This window comes from Streptomyces sp. LX-29 (assembly GCF_029541745.1).
GTDB lineage: Bacteria > Actinomycetota > Actinomycetes > Streptomycetales > Streptomycetaceae > Streptomyces.
In genome coordinates this window covers 4,515,728-4,536,134 of the sequence record NZ_CP089746.1, presented here as the reverse complement: position 1 = coordinate 4,536,134, position 20,407 = coordinate 4,515,728, and the positions used below count along the sequence as shown (strand labels likewise).

General features: G+C 73.6%; 19 protein-coding genes and 1 pseudogene. 10 read left to right on the top strand and 10 right to left on the bottom strand.

What is annotated here, in order from left to right:
• Positions 1-6: 6 nt before the first annotated feature.
• The 4 genes from LRS74_RS19560 (at position 7) to LRS74_RS19545 (ending at position 3,655) form a co-directional block, all read left to right on the top strand.
• The gene (locus LRS74_RS19560; RefSeq protein ID WP_277742209.1) at positions 7-735 is read left to right on the top strand and encodes a response regulator transcription factor; all 729 of its coding nucleotides are present in this window, start codon (positions 7-9) and stop codon (positions 733-735) included.
• A gap of 5 nt (positions 736-740) precedes the next feature.
• Positions 741-2,402: a HAMP domain-containing sensor histidine kinase gene (locus LRS74_RS19555; RefSeq protein ID WP_277742208.1), complete on the top strand. Its 1,662-nt coding sequence runs from the start codon at positions 741-743 to the stop codon at positions 2,400-2,402.
• Positions 2,403-2,409: 7 nt separating this feature from the next.
• Complete coding sequence (locus LRS74_RS19550; protein WP_277742207.1) at positions 2,410-2,601, top strand: hypothetical protein; 192 nt, start codon at positions 2,410-2,412, stop codon at positions 2,599-2,601.
• A gap of 205 nt (positions 2,602-2,806) precedes the next feature.
• Positions 2,807-3,655, top strand: coding sequence for a methyltransferase domain-containing protein (locus tag LRS74_RS19545; protein ID WP_277742206.1), 849 nt, complete (start codon positions 2,807-2,809; stop codon positions 3,653-3,655).
• An 11-nt stretch (positions 3,656-3,666) separates the two neighbouring features.
• Here LRS74_RS19545 and LRS74_RS19540 read toward each other — a convergent pair whose 3' ends face one another.
• Both LRS74_RS19540 and LRS74_RS19535 read right to left on the bottom strand, forming a co-directional pair.
• Positions 3,667-5,112: a metallophosphoesterase gene (locus LRS74_RS19540; protein ID WP_277742205.1), complete on the bottom strand. Its 1,446-nt coding sequence runs from the start codon at positions 5,110-5,112 to the stop codon at positions 3,667-3,669.
• Positions 5,113-5,133: 21 nt separating this feature from the next.
• Positions 5,134-5,385, bottom strand: a complete 252-nt coding sequence (locus tag LRS74_RS19535) for a hypothetical protein (protein ID WP_277742204.1) — start codon at positions 5,383-5,385, stop codon at positions 5,134-5,136.
• A gap of 106 nt (positions 5,386-5,491) precedes the next feature.
• On the opposite strand from LRS74_RS19535, the gene LRS74_RS19530 reads away from it, so the two are divergent.
• From LRS74_RS19530 to LRS74_RS19520, 3 genes are all read left to right on the top strand, one after another.
• Complete coding sequence (locus LRS74_RS19530) at positions 5,492-6,763, top strand: D-alanyl-D-alanine carboxypeptidase (protein WP_277744833.1); 1,272 nt, start codon at positions 5,492-5,494, stop codon at positions 6,761-6,763.
• Between the two features lie 86 nt (positions 6,764-6,849).
• Positions 6,850-7,458, top strand: a complete 609-nt coding sequence (locus LRS74_RS19525) for a hypothetical protein (RefSeq protein WP_277742203.1) — start codon at positions 6,850-6,852, stop codon at positions 7,456-7,458.
• A complete protein-coding gene (locus LRS74_RS19520) occupies positions 7,458-8,624 on the top strand; it encodes a hypothetical protein (protein ID WP_277742202.1) in 1,167 nt (388 codons plus the stop codon). The genes LRS74_RS19525 and LRS74_RS19520 overlap by 1 nt, the downstream gene beginning before the upstream one ends.
• Before the next feature lie 92 nt (positions 8,625-8,716).
• Here LRS74_RS19520 and LRS74_RS19515 read toward each other — a convergent pair whose 3' ends face one another.
• From LRS74_RS19515 to LRS74_RS19495, 5 genes and pseudogenes are all read right to left on the bottom strand, one after another.
• Positions 8,717-8,923: a hypothetical protein gene (locus tag LRS74_RS19515; protein WP_144385390.1), complete on the bottom strand. Its 207-nt coding sequence runs from the start codon at positions 8,921-8,923 to the stop codon at positions 8,717-8,719.
• Between the two features lie 42 nt (positions 8,924-8,965).
• Positions 8,966-9,826, bottom strand: coding sequence for a YihY/virulence factor BrkB family protein (locus tag LRS74_RS19510; protein ID WP_277742201.1), 861 nt, complete (start codon positions 9,824-9,826; stop codon positions 8,966-8,968).
• A gap of 29 nt (positions 9,827-9,855) precedes the next feature.
• Positions 9,856-10,317, bottom strand: coding sequence for a GtrA family protein (locus tag LRS74_RS19505; protein ID WP_277744832.1), 462 nt, complete (start codon positions 10,315-10,317; stop codon positions 9,856-9,858).
• Between the two features lie 152 nt (positions 10,318-10,469).
• Positions 10,470-11,453 (bottom strand): decaprenyl-phosphate phosphoribosyltransferase, encoded by a 984-nt coding sequence (locus tag LRS74_RS19500; RefSeq protein ID WP_277742200.1) that lies wholly within the window; start codon positions 11,451-11,453, stop codon positions 10,470-10,472.
• 139 nt (positions 11,454-11,592) lie between these two features.
• Positions 11,593-12,168 (bottom strand): annotated as a pseudogene (locus tag LRS74_RS19495) (phosphatase PAP2 family protein); the annotation flags it as partial.
• A gap of 1,100 nt (positions 12,169-13,268) precedes the next feature.
• Here LRS74_RS19495 and LRS74_RS19490 point away from each other — a divergent pair.
• Positions 13,269-14,627 (top strand): FAD-binding oxidoreductase, encoded by a 1,359-nt coding sequence (locus LRS74_RS19490; RefSeq protein WP_277742199.1) that lies wholly within the window; start codon positions 13,269-13,271, stop codon positions 14,625-14,627.
• 37 nt (positions 14,628-14,664) lie between these two features.
• On the top strand, positions 14,665-15,423 hold the full coding sequence (locus LRS74_RS19485) for a decaprenylphospho-beta-D-erythro-pentofuranosid-2-ulose 2-reductase (protein ID WP_277742198.1): 759 nt from the start codon (positions 14,665-14,667) through the stop codon (positions 15,421-15,423).
• Positions 15,424-15,498: 75 nt separating this feature from the next.
• Here LRS74_RS19485 and LRS74_RS19480 read toward each other — a convergent pair whose 3' ends face one another.
• The 3 genes from LRS74_RS19480 to glyA form a co-directional block, all read right to left on the bottom strand.
• A complete protein-coding gene (locus tag LRS74_RS19480; protein ID WP_277742197.1) occupies positions 15,499-16,095 on the bottom strand; it encodes a 2'-5' RNA ligase family protein in 597 nt (198 codons plus the stop codon).
• A gap of 199 nt (positions 16,096-16,294) precedes the next feature.
• Entirely contained in the window at positions 16,295-17,308 is a 1,014-nt protein-coding gene (gene trpS, locus LRS74_RS19475) for a tryptophan--tRNA ligase (RefSeq protein ID WP_277742196.1), read from the bottom strand.
• Positions 17,309-17,513: 205 nt separating this feature from the next.
• Positions 17,514-18,791 carry a serine hydroxymethyltransferase gene (glyA, locus tag LRS74_RS19470; RefSeq protein ID WP_144385380.1) on the bottom strand — a complete coding sequence of 426 codons (1,278 nt, stop codon included), beginning with the start codon at positions 18,789-18,791 and terminating at the stop codon, positions 17,514-17,516.
• A gap of 397 nt (positions 18,792-19,188) precedes the next feature.
• Here glyA and rocD point away from each other — a divergent pair, with 397 nt between their 5' ends.
• Positions 19,189-20,397, top strand: coding sequence for an ornithine--oxo-acid transaminase (gene rocD / locus LRS74_RS19465; protein WP_277742195.1), 1,209 nt, complete (start codon positions 19,189-19,191; stop codon positions 20,395-20,397).
• The last annotated feature ends 10 nt before the right edge of the window (positions 20,398-20,407 follow it).

The window sequence follows — 20,407 nt, the reverse complement described above, 5'->3', positions numbered from 1 at the left end:
GGGCACATGAGTGCGGCAGACAGCGGCGGCGCCACGGTTCTCGTCGTCGAGGACGAGCCGAGCATCGCGGACGTCCTCGCCATCACGCTCCGGTTCCACGGCTTCACCGTGCTCACCGCCGGCGGGGTGCACGCGGCCGTGGAGCTGGCCCGGGAGGCCCGCCCGGACGCGGTGCTGCTGGACATCGCGCTGCCCGACGGCGACGGCCGCCAGGTGTGCCGGGTGTTGCGCGCCGAGCGGGCCGACCTGGCCGTCGTCTTCCTCACCGCGCGCGACGCGCCCGCCGAGGTGGTGCACGGCCTCGCCCTCGGCGGGGACGACTACATCACCAAGCCGTTCAACGTCGACGAGGTCGTGGCGCGCGTCCGGGCCGTACTGCGCCGCACCCGGCCGCCCGCCGGACCGGACGCCCCGCCGCCGCCCCGGCCGCCGGTGCTGCGCCACGGCGACCTCGAACTGGACGAGGCCACCTACACGGTCCGGCGCGGCGGCCGGAGCGTCGACCTGACCCCGACGGAGTTCGCCCTGCTGCGGCACCTGGTGCGGCACGCGGACCGGATCGTGCCCAAGGAGCAGCTGCTGCGCCACGTGTGGCGGTACGAGCACGCCGTCGAGTCGACCGTGGTGGAGACCTACATCAGCTATCTGCGGCGCAAGCTCGACCCGCTGGGCCCGCCGCTGATACGGACCCGGCGGGGCGTGGGGTACGGGCTGCGACCGGCCGATCCGGGGTGACCGTCGTGCGGCGGCCGGCGCGGGCCGGCCCGCACAGCCTGCGGGTCCGGCTGACGCTCAGCAACATCGGGGTGCTGGCCCTGGGCCTCGCCATCGCGGCCTGGGTCAGCGTGCTGGGCATCCGGCACTACATGATCTCCATCATCGACGAGGACCTGATCGGCAGCCGCACCGGCCTGGAGCGGGCCGGGGTCGGCGACGCGGACCTGGCCACGGTCGCCGCCCTCGCCGAGGTCGGCGACGAGATCATCCCGTCCCGCCGGGCCCGCACCCTGTTCGTGGTCCTGGACGCCGAAGGGCGGGTGCGGCCCTTCACGGGCGTTCCGGTGGACCGGGCGCAGCGCGCGCTGGCCGCCGCCGTCACCGACCCGGCCGCCCTCACCCGGCGCCGCGAGCCGGCCGACGCCCGGGTGGCCGGGGCGCCGTACCGGGTGACCGCGCTGCGCGCGGAGGGCGGTCGGCTGGTCCTGATGGGCACCTCCACCGAGGCAGTCCGGGACACCGTCCGCAAGGTGGTGCGGCTGGAGCTGGCCGCGGGCGCGGCGCTCATCACGCTGCTGGGCACGGCCACCTTCATCGGCGCGCGCCGCCGGCTGCGCCCGCTGGAGGACATGGTGGAGACCGCCTCCGCCATCGCCGAGGGCAGCCCGGACGGGGCCCCGGACGGCCTCAACCTCTCCCGCCGGGTGGCCTCCCGCGGGCGCGGCGGCGGGGCCGAGGTGGAGCAGCTGCGCACCGCGCTCAACGCGATGCTCCAGCAGGTCGAGGCGGCCTTCGTCACCCGCGAGCACGCGGCCGCGCACCTCCGCCGGTTCGTCGCCGACGCCTCCCACGAGCTGCGCACCCCGCTGGCCGCGATCCGCGGCTACCTCCAGCTGTACGAGAAGGGGATGCTCGGCGACGGCGCGGAGCGGTCGCGCGCCCTGGCCCGGATGGGCGCCGAGACGGAGCGCATGGCCCGGCTGGTCGACGAGTTGCTGGCGCTGGCCCGCCTGGACCAGCGCCCGCGGCTGCGGCCGCGCCCCGTCGACCTGGCGACGGCGGTGCGCGGGGCGGTCTGCGACCTGCGCGCCCAGCAGCCGGCGCGGCCGGTGACACTGGTCCTGCCGGAGGGCGCCGGCCCGGTACCGGTACTCGCCGACGAGCCCAGCCTGCAGCAGGTCGTCTGCAATCTGTTGGCCAACGTCCGGGTGCACACCCCCGTCGAGGCGGCGGTGCGGGTGACGGTCGGTCACGTCGGTGACCGGGTGCTGCTGCGGGTGGCCGACGCCGGCCCCGGCATGCGCCCCGAAGACGCCGACCGCGTCTTCGACCGCTTCTTCCGGGGCGGTACGGCGGAGGGCAGCGGCCTCGGCATGGCGGTCGTCCGCGCGGCGGTGGAGGCCCAGGGCGGCACGGTCGAGGTGCGCACGGCACCGGGGGCGGGCCTCACGGCCACGGTGCTGCTGCCGCGGGCGGCCGCGGGTCCGGACGAGGCGGGCGCGGGTGGGGCGGGTGCGGGCGGGGCGGGCGCGGGCGGTGCGGCGGAGAGAGCCGGCGGGGCGGACACGGGTGCGGGTGCGGGTGCGGCGGAGGCGCCGGGACCCGGCACCGACGCATCCGGCGCGGGCGGGGCGGCGGCCGGCGGGGCCGGGGCCGCCGGCCGCCCGGGGCTCGGTGCCGGGTGACCGTGCGGTGCGGCAGCTCGTGCGAGAGGCCCCGTTCCCTCGGGCCGAGCCCGGCCGGCGGTGTCTCCTGGCACAGCGGGCCGAGCAGCCGGTCCCGCGGCTCGGCGCCCTGCGGGATGAGGGCGAGTCGCTCGGCGCGGCGGCCGGTGAGGGGCGGGCGCCGCTCGCGCGGTCGATACCGGATCTGGTCGACGCCTGACCTGGACGACGCCTGACGTACGGGGCGCGGGAGCCGAACCGGGCTGGCTCCGAACCGTGGTCTGGAGCCGAACCGTTGGCCAGAGCAGCACGCCGGAAGACTGGAGCCGATAGGGGGGCCTCCGACCCGCCGGCGGTCCCTACGGTGGGGCGTCGGCGGCGGCAGCAGCCGTGCGCAGGGGCACGACGACACGGAGGGGTCGACCATGACCGACACACCGCGGAACATCACCCCCGACCACGTGGCGGACCACTACGACCGGCTCACCGACGTCCTCGACGAGGCGTCGGAGGGGAACCTGCACTTCGGCTACTGGCCGGCCCCGCACGACGGGAGCTCGGTGGAGGTGGCCGCCGCCCGGCTGGCCGACCACGTCATCCACAAGCTCGGCGAGGTCGCCGGCCGCCGGGTCCTGAACGTGGGCTGCGACTCCGGGAAGCCGGCCGTGCGGCTGGCCCTGGCCACGCCGGTCGACGAGGTCGTCGGCGTCACCATCAGCCCCGTGCAGGTCGATCGGGCGACGGCGCGCGCCGAGCGCGAGGGGGTCGCCGACCGGGTGCGCTTCCAGCGCGCCGACGCCATGCAGCTGCCCTTCCCCGACGACTCGTTCGACGCGGTGTGGGTGGTGGAGTGCCTGTTCCACCTGCACAGCCCGGCCCAGGCCCTGGGGGAGATCGCGCGCGTGCTGCGCCCCGGTGGGCGGCTCGCGGTAATGGACATCGTGCTGCGGGAGCCGATCGCGGCGCAGGAGCGCGAGGCCTACGAGCGCGCCGCCTCGATGTTCGCGATCCCGGACCACATCGAGCTGGCGGAGTACCCGCGACTGATCAGCGGGGCGGGGCTGCGCCTGGAGGAGCTGGCCGACTTAGGCGACGACATCATCGGCCCGTCCCATCAGGCTCTGGAAGCCGCCGCCCTGGCCAAGCCGGACGCCTTCGCGGCGGCTTTCGGCGTCAAGAGCGACCAGTTCGACGGGCATGTCGCGGAGTTCAAGCGGATCGGCGCGGCGCTCGACCTCGGCTACGTGGTGCTGACCGCGAGGCGCCCCGGCTGAGGCGGTAGGGCTCAGGCGCGCAGGGCCGCGAGCTGGACGACCGTGACGTCCGGCGGCGCGCCCACGCGCACCGGCGGGCCCCAGGCGCCCGCGCCGCGGGTGACGTAGAGCTGGGTGTCGCCGTAGCGCTCCAGGCCGGCCAGGGTGGGGTTGGCGAGGGCGGCGACGAGGTTGCCGGGCCATATCTGACCGCCGTGGGTGTGCCCGGACAGTTGGAGGTCCACGCCGTGGTCGACGGCGTCGTGGATCACCACCGGCTGGTGGGCGAGGAGCACGGAGGCTCGGGCCGGGTCGCGGTCGCCGAACGCCTTCTGGAAGTCGGGGCCCTGGCCCTCCCTCTCGCCGGCGGGGTCGTTGACCCCCGCGAGGTCGAAGGCGGGGAACTCCACCCGGGCGTTCTCCAGCGGGTGCAGCCCCAGCTCCCGGACGTGGTCCACCCAGGGCGCGGCGCCGGAGAAGTACTCGTGGTTGCCGGTGACGAAGTACGCCCCGTGGCGGGCGGTGAGCCCGCGCAGCGGTTCGGCGGCGCGGCCGAGCTCCGACACGCGGCCGTCGACCAGGTCGCCGACGACGGCGATCAGGTCCGGGTCGGTGCGGTTGACGGTGTCGACCACCCGCTGGGCGTGCGCGCGGCCCAGGATCGGGCCCAGGTGGATGTCGCTGACCACGGCGATCCGGAACCCGTGCGCCGCCCGCGGCAGCTTCGCCAGCGGCACGGTGACCCGCTTGATCCGCGGGCCGCGCAGCACGTTGTACGTGCCGTACCCGACGGTGCCCGTGGCCGCCGCGGCGGCGCCGACGGCGACGGTGCGGGCGACGAAGAGCCGGCGGGAGGACCCGACCGCGGGGCTCGCGGCGGCCGGCTCCGGCTCGGCCGGAGCCGGACCGTCGAGAGCGTCGGCGTCGGCGTCGGCGACGGTCCTCTCGGCCGCGGGGGCGGTCTCGGTACGGACGGGGGAGCCGGCTCCGGCCGGGTCCGGGACCGCCGCGCCGACCGGGGCCCGCCCGTGCCCCGGGGTCTGCGTCCGGCCCGCCACCCGGTCCACGGCATCGCCCGGGGCGTCCGCGCGGGCCGGGGTCTCGGTCCCGGCCGGTGCGGCGCCCCGGCGGTCCCGATCCCGGCCGTGCCGGCGGTCCCGCTGCTCCAGCAGGAGTCGCAGCAGCGGCCGTACGGCCTCGCCGACCAGCAGGCCGAGGGTCAGGTACAGGACCAGCGCCAGCCACAGATAGCCGGGCCAGGCGAGCACCCGCTCGATCGTGAACGGGACGCCGGCGCGCCCGCCGACCAGGGCGGCGACGGTGATCGACGGGAGCAGGAAGGCCGCCACGGTGCCGGCGCGGCGTACGCGGCCGCCGGGCGCCGTCGTATCGCGGATGAGCCGTCGCCACAGGTACCAGTGCACCCCGGCCAGCAGGCCGAGCACGGTGAGCGCCACCAGGACATAGACCGCGACCACGCGGGACCTCCCTAGGACGCCTTACGCGGCGGCGTCACTCCGTCGTAGGGCGCGCAGCCCACGGAACCCGATCACTCCGATGCCCGTCCCCAAGAGAAACGAGGTGATCGCGAGCAGCAGATGCACCCAGAAGTACGCGGTGGGGTCGCCGGCGTCGTCGAACGCGAGCCCGCTGCTGTCCTTCCAGAGATTCTTCACGAAGGTGAACCAGATGACCCAGCTCCACGCCCCGAAGGACAGCAGGAACCAGGAGACGGGGCGGCTGAGCTTCATGGCTTCCAGTATGGGCATCGGGCGGGGCACACCCGCGCGTGGGTCGGACAACCCGGAGCCGCCGGCCGGCTCACGGAGCGCGAACGATACGTTCACCCGCGTGTCCATGACTTCCCCCACCCCCCGCCGGGTCGCCTCGGCCCGCGCCGCCGCCGCGGCTCTGACGCTCTCCGCCTCGGTGCTGCTGGCCGCCGTCCCCGCCCATGCCGACGAGGGCCCCGGGGGTTCCCGGAACACCAGGACGCCGGAGCCGAAGCCCCCGGCCGAGATGTCCACGGTGGGCGGCGAGCGGCTGGGCCGGCCCGGCACCCAGGTCGCCCTGAAGCCGGGTGCCCCGGCCCTGCCCAAGGGCCTCACCGGTCGCTCCTGGCTGGTCGCGGACGCCGAGTCGGGTGAGGTCCTGGCCGCCCACAACGCCCACTGGCGGCTGGCCCCGGCCTCCACCCTGAAGATGCTCTTCGCCGACACCGTCCTGCCCCGGCTCCCCAAGGACAAGAACCACAAGGTGGCGCTGTCCGACCTGGAGGGCATAGGCGAGGGCAGCAGCATGGTCGGGATCAAGGAGAACCACACCTACTCGGTGCACGACCTGTGGCTGGGCGTCTTCCTGAAGTCCGGCAACGACGCCGTGCACGTGCTGTCCGCCATGAACGGCGGCAAGCAGAAGACCGTCCGCGACATGCAGGCCCACGCCAAGGAGCTCAACGCCCTCGACACCCATGTCGTCAGCCCCGATGGCTACGACGAGAAGGGCCAGCTCAGCAGCGCCTACGACCTGACGCTGTTCGCCCGCTCGGGCCTCCAGAAGGCGGACTTCCGGGAGTACTGCGGGACGGCGACGGCGAAGTTCCCCGGCGAGTTCAAGAAGGACGAGAAGACCAAGAAGGTCAAGAAGGACAAGTCCGGGAAGCCGATCCGCGACTCCTTCGAGATACAGAACACCAATCGCCTGCTGACCGGCGACTACGACATGAAGCCCTACAAGGGCATCGCCGGCGTCAAGAACGGCTCCACCACCCATGCCGGCACCACCTTCACCGGGGTCGCCCAGCGCGGCGACCGCGTCCTCCTCGTCACCGTGATGAACCCCGGGAAGAAGGAGCACAACGAGGTCTACCGGGAGACCGCCCGCCTCTTCGACTGGGGGTTCAAGGCGTCCGGCAAGGTCGAGCCGGTGGGCACCCTCGTCGCCCCCGGCCCCGAGGGCCTGGCCACCGCCAAGCACCCCGGCGGCAGCAAGCCCGCCGAGGCCTCGGTCGCCGCGACCGGCTCCGGCTCCTCCGGCAAGTGGACGGCGGCCGGCATCGCGGGCGGCTCGCTGGTGGCGCTGGGCGCGGTCGCGTACGGGGTGCGGCGGCGCTGGCCGCGGCGCGGCTGAGGTTGGAGAGGCGCGTCGGGCCTGGACTAACCTCGTGGCGTTAAAGATCCGCCAGGGATCCGCAGAGCACACGGGGGACGGCACGAGTGAGTACCAACAATCCGCGAACCAGCGACGACCTGCCCAAGCCGGACAACCCGATCGGCTACGGCGGGCTGCCGCTGCCGCCCGAGCGCAAGCCGACGCTGAACGAGTGGTCGGTGCCGGCGCCGGGCGCGGCGCAGCCGTACCAGCCGAACGCCTACCTGCCCGGCGCCCCACCGCTGCCCCCGCGCAGCCTGCCGCCGGGCGTCCACGGCCCGGTGGCACCCAACCTCAAGATCGAGGAAGGGGTGCTCCGGGGCGCCGCCCTCAAGGCTGACGGGGTGTTCGACAAGCTCAGCAAGCAGGCGGCCGCGTTGGAGGAGCCGACGAAGAAGGCCGCCCGGGGCGTGGAGGGCCTCCAGATCGCCTCCGCGCTGACGGCCTCCAACAAGAACTGGGAGCGCCAGGCGGGCACGGTGACCGCCTGGCTCGCCTACATCTCCGAGAGTCTGATCGCGGCGGCCAACAGCTACCACCAGCGGAACCAGAGCACCAAGGACGTCTTCAACCGCCTCAAGCAGCCGTACAGCCCGCTGCTGCCGCAGTACCAGAACCCGCCGCTGGCACAACAGCCGCAGTCCCCCTTCCTCGACGAGCGCTGGAGCCGTTGATGGCGAAGGACAGCTTCTACACCCGCTTCCGGGAAGCGGACTTCGGCCCGCTGGACACCCTCGCCACCAAGTGGCAGGAGGTGTACGACGGGATCAAGAACCTGGACGACGACGTCCGCGACGACGTGCTCAAGCCGCTGAAGGACAAGGGGTACTGGGAGGGCGCGGCCGCCCCGTACGCCTGGGCGCAGATCGACGACATCCAACGGCAGATCACGGCGGCCGCCAAGGTGGTCGAGGCGGTCAAGAAGGCCATGGTGGACGGGGTCGGTGAGCTGAAGGCCGCCCAGAAGAACCTCAACGAGGCGGTGAAACGATTCGCCACTCAGGGGCTGACCGTCAAGGAGAAGGACGACGGGACGCTGGAGGTGACGACCTCCGAGAAGGCCAAGGACGAGAAGTCCCTCCAGGAACTGAACAAGAAGATCAAGGACGCGTCGGACGAGCTGGGCGACCTGCTCCGCGTGGCGTTCCAGGCCGACCAGAACCTGTCGATCACCCTGATGCAGAACATCGGGCTCGACCAGTGGTTCAACACCGACAAGCTCCGCACGGACATCAACAGCACGGCCGACATCGACGTCGACCGCTATGACGCGCTGGGGCGGGACATGAAGGGGCTGGACCCCTATCCGTCCCCCAACAAGCAGACCCCGCGCGGCCTGGCGGGCGACTGGCTCACCGGCAGCGGCGACAAGGTGCTGCACTTCTCGCAGCACGACAAGTTCATCGAGCAGCTGCGCCAGAGCCCGAGCATGGCGAAGATCCGGGACGACACCCTCACCGCCTGGTACAAGGGGGAGGGCGAGGGCCACGTGAAGCACTCGCTGTCCGAGCTGTCGAAGCCCGCGCTCGGCTTGAAGTACGTCAAGGACATGACGGGCCTCTCGGGCGTCGACAACCTGTGGGGCGGCAAGACCAACGAGGCGGAGTCGCTGCTCGGCTCCTACGACGTGTACTACTCGGTCAAGAGCCAGGAGCCCGACGGCTCCATCGTCGTCCAGTACGAGCTGAAGAACGACACCGACATGGAGTCGTTCCTCCCCGGCTACAGCAAGAGCCAGGAGGCGCTGAACCACGAGAACGGGCCGGCCCGGGACATCAAGGAACGTATGGTGTGGACCGAGCGCATCGACCCCAACGACTGGCGGCAGGCGCCCAAGTGAACGGCGGCCGCGCCGACGCCACGTTCCGCCACGCCGACGCCGCGTTCCGCCGCGCGGGCGACTGACCCGCCCTGCTCATCGTCCGTGAGGCGTCACAGCGCCTCACGGACGATCTCCTCGGCCGCCTGGTGGGCGGCCAACGCGGGGTCGAGTTCGTCGAGGATGTCCTCGCCCTGCTCCTCCGCCCGGTTCTCCCAGCTCTCCGCCAGCTCCTCCTGGCGCTCGGCGGACTGCTGGAGCACCTTCTCGCGGCTGTCGTCGGACAGCGAGGCCAGGAATCGCGTGAGGATGTCACTCATGTGCACCACCCGAGGCTTGAGACGTCCCTTGCGTCACCTTTATCACCGTACGTCGTACTTGCGTCGCACCGTGGTCCACGCCGCGCAGTAGAGGGTGAGCTTCGCCGTGAAGTTGATCCAAAGGAGGAGGGCGATGGGGACGCCGAAGGCGCCGTACATGCTCTTGGCGGCGACGTCGCGCAGATAGCCGCTGAGCAGCAGCTTGAGCAGTTCGAAGCCGACGGCGCCGATCAGGGCGGCCTGGAGGAGGTCGCGGCGGGGCGGCTGGACGCCGGGGAGCAGGGTGAGGGCGTAGAGCATCATCAGGAAGTCGGCTGCCACCGCCGCCACGAAGGCGGCCAGCCGGAGCAGCCAGGCGCCCCAGCCGCCCTTGTCGACGCCCATCTGTTCGGCGGACCAGTCGACGGCGGTGACGGTGAAGGCGGACACCGTGAAGGAGGCGAGGGCGACCCCGCCGAGGCCGACCAGGATGCCGGCGTCCTTGAGCCTGCGCAGCACGGGGTTCTCGTCGTCCTCGTCCAGCTCCCACACGGCCCGTAGGCACTCGCGCAGCGAGCCGACCCAGCTGATGCCGGCGAGCAGCAGCAGGGCGCCCGCGACGATGCCGACCGTCGCGGCGTTGTCCACCAACCCGCTCAGGTCCAGTTGGCCCGAGATGCCGGGGACCTGCTCGGCGAGCTCGGCCTCCAGCCGGTGCATGCGCTCCTCGCTGAGCACCGCCGCGCCGATCGCCGCGCCCACGGTGATCAGCGGGAACAGCGCCAGGAAGCTGATGAAGGTGATCGCGGCCGCCAGCCGGGTCCAGTGCACCCGGTCCAGGACCTCGTACGAACGCCACGCGTGGGTGCGCATCACCCGGGTGACGGCCGGGCCGATCCCGGGGACTCTCTTCAGCCAGTCCATGAGTCAGCCCCTTACCGCCGCTTCGGCGTTCATGTGTCCCGCCGACCGACCTCGCCCGGCCCCGGGCGCACCCGGAAGACCAACGTCCGAGTCCCCCAGAAGCGCAGACAGGTGGCGAGCGCCATGCCCACGCCCGCCCCTGACACGGCGTCCGCGCGGGCGGAGGTCAGCCCCAGCCCGTAGTGGGACACCACCAGGCACAGCAGTTGCACCGCGGCGCCCGCCGCGTTGATGCCGCAGAAGACCGCGAACCGCGCCGCCCGACGGGTGGCGTGGGCGCCGGCCGGGGCGCGCCGGCGGTAGGTGCCCGCCGCGTTCCCGGCGTACGCCACCGAGCACGCCGCCACGAAGGACAGCGCCTTGGCCGGGAGCGGGCCCAGCCCACCCGGCCCACGCAACCAGACGAAGAGCACCACGTCGACCACATAGGCCGCCGCCCCGGCGGCCGCGAACCCCACCAGCTCCGGCAGCAGGGCACGCGCCCGCGCCAGCGACCTCGGCCCCGTCGAAGGCGGCGACGACGGCGGTGGCAGGGACGACGACGGTGGCGGCACCGGCTGCTCCGCTGCCGGAGACAGCGGCGATGGCGGCGGTGGCGGCGATGGCGGCAGGGACGACGGTGGTGGGGGCGGGGGCGGCACTGTCATAGCCCGGTCACCGCCAGGCCGTACAGCCCCAGCCACGCCAACGCGATCACGGCCAGCGGGCGGTCGCGCAGCACCACGTCCTCCGGGGCCCCGGCGGTGCCGCGATCCGCGAAGACCGCGTAGCGCAACACCGCGAGAATGAACGGGATCATGGACAACTGGCGCCAGGGCAGCAGGTCCTCAGCGCCGGCGCCGGCCTCCAGCGCCCACAGGCAGTACGCGAGGACGGCGACGCCGGCCGCGAGCTGCCACACGAAGCACAGATAGCCGGTGGTGTACTCGCGCAGCAGCGCCCGCGAGGCGCCGCGGCCGCCCGGGGACACCTTCCGGGCCATCAGCAGCGCCTCGCTGTAGCGCTTGGCGGCCACCATGAACAGCGCGCCGAAGCCGGTGGTGATCAGGAACCAGCGGGAGAGCGGGATGCCGAGCGCCACCCCTCCCACCATGGCCCGCATCAGGAACCCGGTGGTGACGACGACCAGGTCCACGACGAGGACGTGCTTGAGCGACACGCAGTAGGCCAACTGCATGACGACGTACGCGAGCAGCAGCCCCGCCGTGGCCGCGTTGCAGGTCACGGCCGCGACGACGGGCACCGCCAGCGCCAACGCCCCGCCCACGGCGTACGCCAGCGACACCGGCACCTGACCGGCGGCGACCGGGCGGCGGCACTTCTCGGGGTGCGCCCGGTCGGCCTCGGCGTCCAGCGCGTCATTGATCAGATAGACGGCGGAAGCGGCGGCCGTGAACAGCGCGAACACCAGCGCGAGCCGGAGCGCCACATGCGCCGAGATCAGCTCTCCGGCCGCCGCCGGCGCGGCCACGACCAGCACGTTCTTGACCCACTGGCGGGGGCGGGCGGTCCGGAGCAGGCCCAGCAGACGCCCCGGCCGCCCGACCCCTGCGTCCACCCCGAGCGAGGAGGGCGGCTCCGGCGGCTCCTCCAGCAACGTGCCCCGCCCACGCCCCCGATCAGCCATGACGCCCCCTCCCCCGACCCGTCATACGCCGCACCACCGCGCGCGACGCGCCGGAGGCCCCCCGCCCCCGGGCCGCCGCGCGGCCCACCGCGGGCGTTCGGGGGCGGACGTCCCGAGCCCCCGGGCGTGGCGGGGTCCGACCCAGCCGCACGGTCAGGGCGCCCAGGAGGGCGCCCGCGGCGACGTCGGTCGGGTAGTGCACCCCCGCGACCAGGCGGGAGGCGCACATGGCGGCCGCGACGGCCGGGAGCCACCGCGCCCCGGAGAACCGGCCGGAGAGCGGGGCGACGGGCCGGCCGGCGACCGAGTCGGGGAGCGGGTCCGCGGGGGATCCGGAGAGCGGGGCGAAGGCGATCGCCGCCGCGGTCGCGGAGGCCGCGTGGGAGCTGGGGAAGGAGTGCGCGGCGGCGGTGCGGACGAGCGGGGGGCGGCCGGGAAGGTCGGGGCGGGGGCGGCGCACCACCCGCTTGGCCGCCATGCTCGTCAGGTGGGCGGTGGCCACCAGCGCCGTGCCGCGCAGCCAGCGGGCGCGCAGCCGGGCGTCGCCGGCCGCGTGCGCCCGGGCGGCGCCGATCACCCCGGTGACCAGCCAGAGCGCCGCGTGCTCGCCGGCCCAGGACAGCACGCGGGTGGCCGCGGCCACCCGCGGGTCCGCGCCCCGGTCCCGCAGCGCCAGCAGCAACCGACGGTCGGCCCGCCGACGCCGATCGGCCAGCGCGGCCCCGCCCACGGCACGCCACCGAGGCGTGGCACGCCGCGCGGCGAGGCCACGCCCGGTCAGTCCACTCTCTGACGGATCCCCACCGGGCCCTCCATCCCCGGTCACGCCGCCCCCGGCCAGGCCGCCCTCGGGCAGACTGCTTCCGGACGAGCCATCCCTGGTCGCACCGTCCTCGGGCAGGCCGCCGCCGGGCAGACCGCCCCCGCGCGAGCCGCCCCCGGACGGACCGCACTCCGCCGGATCGCCGCCGGGCAGACCGCTACCGGGCGAGCCGTCCCCGGACGGACCGCCCTCCGCTTGACCACCGCCGTGCAGACCGCCCCCGCACGAGCTGTCCCCGGACGGACCACCCGAGCCACCCTCAGGCAGATCACCCCAGGCCGGCCCACCCCCTGACGGCCCGCCGCCAGGCAGACCGCTGCCGCGCAGGCCACCCTCCGCCGGACCACCGCCAGGCAGACCGCCCCCGCGCGAGCCGTCCCCGGAGGGACCACCCGAGCCACCCTCAGGCAGATCACCCCAAGCCGGGCCGCCTACCACCGGACCGCCGCCGGGCAGACCGCGCGAATCGTCCCCAGCCGAACCGCTCTCCGCCGGATCACCCCCGCGCAGACCGCCCCCGCGCGAGCCGTCCCCGGACGGACCACCCGAGCCACCCTCAGGCAGATCACCCCAAGCCGGGCCGCCCCCCGTCGGCCCGCCGCGGGGCGGACCGTTGCCGCGCAGGCCGTCCCCCGACAGCCCGCCGCCAGGCAGACCGCTACCGCGCAGGTCGCCCCCCGACGCCCCGCCGCCAGGCGGACCGCTGCCGTGCGGCCCGCCCTCAGGCGGGCGGCGCTCCCGGTTGGGCTCGGGGCCGTCGTCCGGCGGCACCGGCGGCACCGGCGGCGGTGGGCGCTCGGGCTCGTGCGATGCGATGGGTGACACCCGGCTCACCTCTCCGTCGCGGAGTCACGGACGCGTCCTCCTCGACTCTCCCCGCCGGACGTCGGTACATCGCGAGATTCTTATCCGACACTCCGTTTATCACCCTTTTCGCCGAGACAGGTGCGTTTCACCACACACAGCATCTTTCGGGCGCTACGGTCACCGGCATGCCACCTGTCACCGCGGTCACCGGCTGGGGCCGCACCGCCCCCACCGCCGCCGCGCACGTCGTGCGCCCCCGCTCGTACGAGGAGGTCGCCCGGGCGGTGCGCGAGGCGGCCGGACGGCGCGGCGGGATCGCGCGCGGGCTCGGCCGCTCGTACGGCGACGCGGCGCAGAACGCGGGCGGCACCGTGCTGGACATGACCGGGCTGGACCGGATCCGCTCGATCGACGCCGAGCGCGGCGAGGTGGTGTGCGACGCGGGGACGAGCCTGCACCGGCTGATGGAGGTGCTGCTGCCGCTGGGCTGGTTCGTGCCGGTCTCCCCCGGCACCCGCCAGGTGACGGTGGGCGGCGCGATCGCCGCCGACATCCACGGCAAGAACCACCACGTCTCGGGCTCCTTCACCCGGCACGTACGGGCCATGGAGCTCCTCACCGCCGACGGCACCACCCGCACCCTCACCCCCGAGGACGAGCTGTTCCACGCCACGGCCGGCGGCATGGGGCTCACCGGGGTGGTGCTCCGCGCCACCATCGGACTGCTGCCGGTGGAGACCTCGCTGATGACGGTGGACACCGAGCGGGCGACCGACCTGGACGACCTGATGGCCCGGCTCGCCGCCACCGACCACCGCTACCGCTACTCCGTGGCCTGGATCGACCTGCTGGCGCGCGGCGCCGCCACCGGGCGCGCGGTGCTCACCCGGGGCGACCACGCCCCGCTGGACGCGCTGCCGCCACGCGTCCGCCGCCCCGGGCGGCCGCTGGCGTTCCGGCCGGTGCGGCTGCCGGCCGCGCCCCGGCATCTGCCGGGCGGGCTGCTCACCCGCACCACGGTCGGCCTCTTCAACGAGGTCTGGTACCGCAAGGCGCCCGCACTGCACACCGGCGCGCTCCAGACCATCCCGGCCTTCTTCCACCCGCTGGACGGCCTGCCGCACTGGAACCGGATCTACGGGCCGGGGGGCTTCGTCCAGTACCAGTTCGTCGTCGGCTACGGGCAGGAGGAGACGCTGCGCCGCATCGTCGCGGCCATCGCCTGCCGCCGTTGCCCCTCCTTCCTGGCCGTCCTCAAGCGCTTCGGCGCCGGCGACCCGGGCTGGCTCTCCTTCCCGACCGCCGGCTGGACCCTGGCGCTGGACCTCCCGGCGACCCTGCCGGGCCTGGGCCGCTTCCTCGACGAGCTCGACGAGCAGGTGGCGACGGCCGGCGGCCGGGTCTATCTGGCCAAGGACGCGCGGCTGCGGCCCGAGCTGCTCGCCGCGATGTACCCGAGGCTCGCGGACTTCCGCGCGCTGCGCCGCTCCCTCGACCCGGACGGGGTCCTCACCTCGGACCTGGCCCGCCGACTGGCGCTGTGACCCCCGAACGCGAACACCCCCGAACTGGAGCCCCGCCATGAAAGACGCCTTCGGCGCCCCGCAGTCGCTGCTGATCCTCGGCGGCACCTCCGAGATCGCCCTGGCCACCGCGCGCCGGCTGATCTCCCGCCGCACCCGCACGGTGTGGCTGGCGGGCCGCCCCTCGGCCGCGCTGGACGAGGCGGCCGAGGCGCTGCGGCAGATCGGCGACACGGACGCCCGCACGATCCCCTTCGACGCCCTCGACCACGAGTCGCACGAGGCCACCCTGGGCAAGGTCTTCACCGAGGGCGACATCGACATGGTGCTGCTGGCCTTCGGCGTCCTCGGCGATCAGCAGCACGACGAGCACGACCCGCTGGCCGCGGTCCGCGTCGCCCAGACCAACTACACCGGCGGGGTCTCCTCCGCGCTGGTCTGCGCCCAGGCGCTGCGCCGTCAGGGGCACGGCTCGCTCGTGGTGCTGTCCTCCGTGGCCGCCGAGCGGGCCCGCCGGGCGAACTTCATCTACGGGTCCAGCAAGGCCGGCCTGGACGCCTTCGCCCAGGGGCTGGGTGACGCGCTGCACGACAGCGGGGTCCACGTCATGGTGGTGCGCCCCGGCTTCGTGCGCACCAAGATGACCGCCGGCCGCGCCGCCGCGCCGTTGGCCAGCACCCCGGAGGCGGTCGCCGCCGCCATCGAGCTGGGGCTGCGCCGCCGTGCGCACACGGTCTGGGCGCCGGCCGCGCTGCGCCCGCTGATGACGGCCCTGCGGCATGTGCCGCGCTCGGTCTTCCGCCGCATCCCGGGCTGAGCCCGGCCACGGAGCCCGTGGGACGGGCGCCGGCCCGATCGGCTCCCGAGGGCCGGACGGGCCCCGCCCCGCCCGTTAGAGGGACGGGGCGGGGGGACGCGACAGGTTCACCTGGCGGGGGACGCCCGGCGGCGTCGCCGGCCCCTCGACCGCCCCGAACGGAAACTCGCGCTCCAGGCGCCACACGCCGTCCGCGCCCTGCTCGTACAGCGCGAAGCCGTCGATGGACCAGGACGCCTCGAAGTCCTTCAGCTCCGCCTGCGCCCGGTCCATCGACTCCTCGTCGATGCCGTGCGCCACGGTCACATGCGGGTGGTACGGGAACTGGAGCTCTCGGGCGCACGGCCCGTGCAGCGCGCGGACCCGCTCCTGGAGCGCCGCGCACCCGTCCGCGCCCTCGACGATCTTGACGAAGACCACCGGCGAGAGCGGACGGAAGGAGTCGGTGCCCTCCAGCCGCATCGGGAAGGCATGGCTCGCGGCCGCCACCTCGGCCAGGTGGTCCTGGATCGCCGGCAGCGCCGCGGAGTCGACCTCGGTCGGCGGCAGCAGGGTGACGTGGGTGGGAATGCCGAGGGCTGCCGGGTCCCCGAAGCCGGCACGCCGCTCCTGGAGGAAGCTGCCGTACGGCTCCGGGACCGCGATCGAAACGCCGAGCGTTACGGTCCCCACTGCGTTCTCCCTCCTGGCCCTGCCGGGCCCCGGCCACTGCCATGTCCAGCATGCCAGTCGTGTGCCAGTGTGGCGGCTGCGCCGCCCTCGCGGCTACTTCCGTCGGTCCCGCGCACCAGGGTCCAAGGACCCCTGACGCGGGACACCTCCGTGCGGTAGCTTCGGTAGCTTTGCCGGCCTTCCCGGCTGGCGGGCGCGGTCAGTGCTTCGCCGGCAGGAATCCCATCCTGTCGTACGCCAGCGCCAGCGTCTCGCCGGCCACGGCGCGCGCCTTCTCCGCGCCCTTGGCCAGGACTCCGTCCAGCGTCTCGGGGTCGTCCAGATATTCCTGGGTGCGGGCCCGGAACGGCGTCACCCACTCGACCAGGACGTCGGCCAGGTCGGTCTTGAGCGCGCCATACCCCTTGCCCTCGTACGTGCGCTCGAGGTCGGCGATGGTGGTACCGGTGAGGGTCGCGTAGATCGTCAGCAGGTTGCTGACCCCGGGCTTGGCCTCCTCGTCGAAACGGATCTCCGTCTCGGTGTCGGTGACCGCGCTCTTGACCTTCTTGGCGGAGACCTTCGGCTCGTCCAGGAGGTTGATGATGCCCTTCGGCGTGGACGCCGACTTGCTCATCTTGATCGCCGGGTCCTGAAGGTCGTAGATCTTGCCCGTCTCCTTCACGATGTACGGGTTCGGGATCGTGAAGGTGTCGCCGAAGCGGGTGTTGAAGCGCTCGGCCAGGTCCCGGGTCAGCTCGATGTGCTGCCGCTGGTCCTCGCCCACCGGCACGTGGTTGGCCTGGTAGAGCAGGATGTCGGCGACCTGGAGGATCGGGTAGGTGAACAGCCCGACCGTGGTGCGGTCGGCGCCCTGCTTCGCGGACTTGTCCTTGAACTGCGTCATGCGCGACGCCTCGCCGAAGCCGGCCAGGCAGTTCATCAACCAGCCGAGCTGCGCGTGCTCGGGCACATGGCTCTGGATGAACAGGGTGCAGCGCTCCGGGTCGAGACCGGCGGCCAGCAGCTGGGCCGCGGCCACGCGGGTGTTGGCGCGCAGCTCCTCGGGGTCCTGCGGCACGGTGATCGCGTGCAGGTCCACGACCATGTAGAACGCGTCGTGGGACTCCTGGAGCGCGACGTACTGCCGGATGGCACCGAGGTAATTCCCGAGGTGGAAAGAGCCTGCGGTGGGCTGGATACCGGAGAGCGCACGGGGACGGTCGAGGGCCATGGCACCCATTCTCGCAGGTGCCGCGGCCGGCTCGGACCGACCCCGCGCGGAACGGCCGGTACCGGCCGGGCGGCTGGCCGGAGCCGGTCAGGAGTCGGATCGACTCCTGACCGGCTCCGGATCGACTCGGGATCGGTCCTGATCGGCTTCCGATCCGCGCCCTCGCCGGGCCGCCGACGGGCTCCGGACGGCGGCCTGCCGGCGCTCAGTCGGTGGGGAGCCCCGGGGCCGGGTAGGCGGCCATCAGCTCGGCGACCTCGGCGCGGATCGCGGCCAGCGCCGCCTCGTCGCCCGACTTCGCGGCCGTCACCCCGCGGTCGATCCACTCGGCGACCGTGCGCATGTGCTCCACGGTGAGACCGCGGGAGGTCAACGAGGGGGTGCCGATGCGGATGCCCGAGGGGTCGAAGGGCTTGCGCGGGTCGAACGGCACGGTGTTGTAGTTCACCACGATCCCGGCCCGGTCCAGCGCCTTGGCCGCGACCTTGCCGGCGACGTCCTTGGAGGTCAGGTCGATCAGGATCAGGTGGTTGTCGGTGCCGCCGGAGACCAGGTCGTAGCCGCGCGCCAGCAGCTCCTCGGCCAGTGCCCCGGCGTTACGGACCACGGCCCGCGCGTACTCCCGGAAGGCGGGCTGCGCCGCCTCGTGCAGGGCCACGGCGATGGCGGCGGTGGTCTGGTTGTGCGGACCGCCCTGGAGGCCGGGGAAGACCGCCTTGTCCAGGGCCTTTCCGAGCCGCTCGGGCTCGCGCGCCAGCAGCATCGCGCCGCGCGGCCCGCGCAGCGTCTTGTGGGTGGTCGTGGAGATCACATCGGCGTGCGGCATCGGGGAGGGGTGCGCGCCGCCCGCGATCAGGCCGGCGATGTGCGCGATGTCGGCGACGAGGACGGCGTCCACCTCGCGGGCGATCTCGCCGAAGGCGGCGAAGTCGATGGTGCGGGGGACCGCGGTGCCGCCGCAGAAGATCAGCTTGGGCCGCTCCTTGAGCGCCAGCTCCCGCACCTCGTCGAAGTCGATGACGCCGGTGTCCTTGCGCACCCCGTACTGCACGCCGTGGAACCACTTGCCGGTGGCGGACACCCCCCAGCCGTGGGTGAGATGGCCGCCCATCGGCAGCGACATCCCCATCACGGTCTCGCCGGGCTGGGCGAAGGCCAGGTAACAGGCGAGGTTGGCGGGCGAGCCCGAATAGGGCTGCACATTGGCGTGGCCGGTGCCGAAGAGGGCCTTGGCGCGCTCCACGGCGAGCGTCTCGACCTGGTCGATGACCTGCTGGCCCTCGTAGTAGCGGCGGCCGGAATACCCCTCGCTGTACTTGTTCTGGAGCACGGTCCCGGCGGCTTCCAGCACCGCGGTCGAGACGTAGTTCTCGCTCGGGATCAGCCGCAGGGTCCGCGCCTGCAACTGCTCCTCCGCGCCCACCAGGGCGGCGAGTTCGGGATCCGTGGCGGACAGGGCGGGATGGGACAGCGGCAGGCTCATGACGGTCCTCCGGGGCGATCGATCGGTGCGGCGTGCGCTTGCGTGTGCGTTTCCGGTCGTGTTCCCGGGGTGCCCAGGCGGGCGGCACCTCGTGGCGGTCGTGATCCTCGGGTGTCCGGGGCTACCCCCGGACGGAGTCTGGGGGCGGGCCGGGCACCTCGTGACGGGTCAGGCCGCGCGCCGCTTCCTCGTGGTCGGTTCCACGTTCGCCAGTCACGGCGCGCGGCTTCAGTCTACGGCGGGCGGATCGCGCCACGATCGGCGGTGGACGGCCGCCCCGCTACCCCGGAAGGTCAACAAGCGGTGATCGGCCATCCCCGAAAGTTCCCTTCGCATTTCAACCGAGCGACGATAGAAATGAGACATCAACCGGCCCCGACACCGAACGGAGCACACGTTGACGTCCACGGAACGCGCGATCGCAGCCGCCGAGGCCCACAGCGCGCACAACTACCACCCGCTGCCCGTCGTCGTCGCGTCCGCGGAGGGCGCGTGGATGACCGACGTCGAGGGCCGCCGCTACCTCGACATGCTCGCCGGCTACTCGGCGCTGAACTTCGGCCATCGCAACCGCCGGCTGCTCGACGCCGCCAAGGCCCAGCTGGACCGGGTCACCCTCACCTCGCGCGCGTTCCACCACGACCGCTTCGCGGAGTTCTGCACCGAACTGGCCGACCTGTGCGGCATGGAGATGGTGCTGCCCATGAACACCGGCGCGGAGGCCATCGAGACGGCCGTCAAGACCGCGCGCAAGTGGGGCTACCGCGTCAAGGGCGTGCCGGACGGCAAGGCGAAGATCGTCGTGGCCGAGAACAACTTCCACGGCCGCACCACCACCATCGTCAGCTTCTCCACCGACCCCGAGGCCCGCGCGGACTACGGGCCGTACACCCCCGGCTTCGAGATCGTCCCGTACGGCGATCTGGCGGCGCTGGACGCGGCCGTCGACGAGCACACGGTGGCCGTGCTGCTGGAGCCGATCCAGGGCGAGGCGGGCGTGCTGGTGCCGCCGCCGGGCTACCTCGCCGGCGTACGGGAGCTGACCCGGGCCCGCGGCACGCTCTTCATCGCCGACGAGATCCAGTCCGGACTCGGCCGCACCGGGACCACCTTCGCCTGCGAGCACGAGGGCGTGGTGCCCGACGTCTACGTCCTGGGCAAGGCGCTGGGCGGCGGCGTGGTCCCGGTCTCCGCGGTGGTCTCCTCCGCGGAGGTGTTGGGCGTCTACCGCCCAGGCGAGCACGGATCCACCTTCGGCGGCAACCCGCTCGCCTGCGCGGTCGCCCTGGAGGTGATCGCGATGCTGCGCACCGGCGAGTACCAGCAGCGAGCCACCGAGCTGGGCGACCACCTCCACAGCGAGCTGGGTCTGTTGGCCGGTGGCGGCCCGGTGCGCGAGGTGCGCGGCCGCGGTCTGTGGGCCGGCATCGACATCGACCCGGCGCACGGCACCGGTCGCGAGATCTCCGAGAAGCTCATGGACCGCGGCGTGCTGGTGAAGGACACCCACGGCTCCACGATCCGCATCGCCCCGCCGCTGGTGATCAGCAAGGAGGATCTGGACTGGGGGCTGGGCCGGTTGCGTGGGGTTCTGGCCGGGGACTGACAAGGGTCGG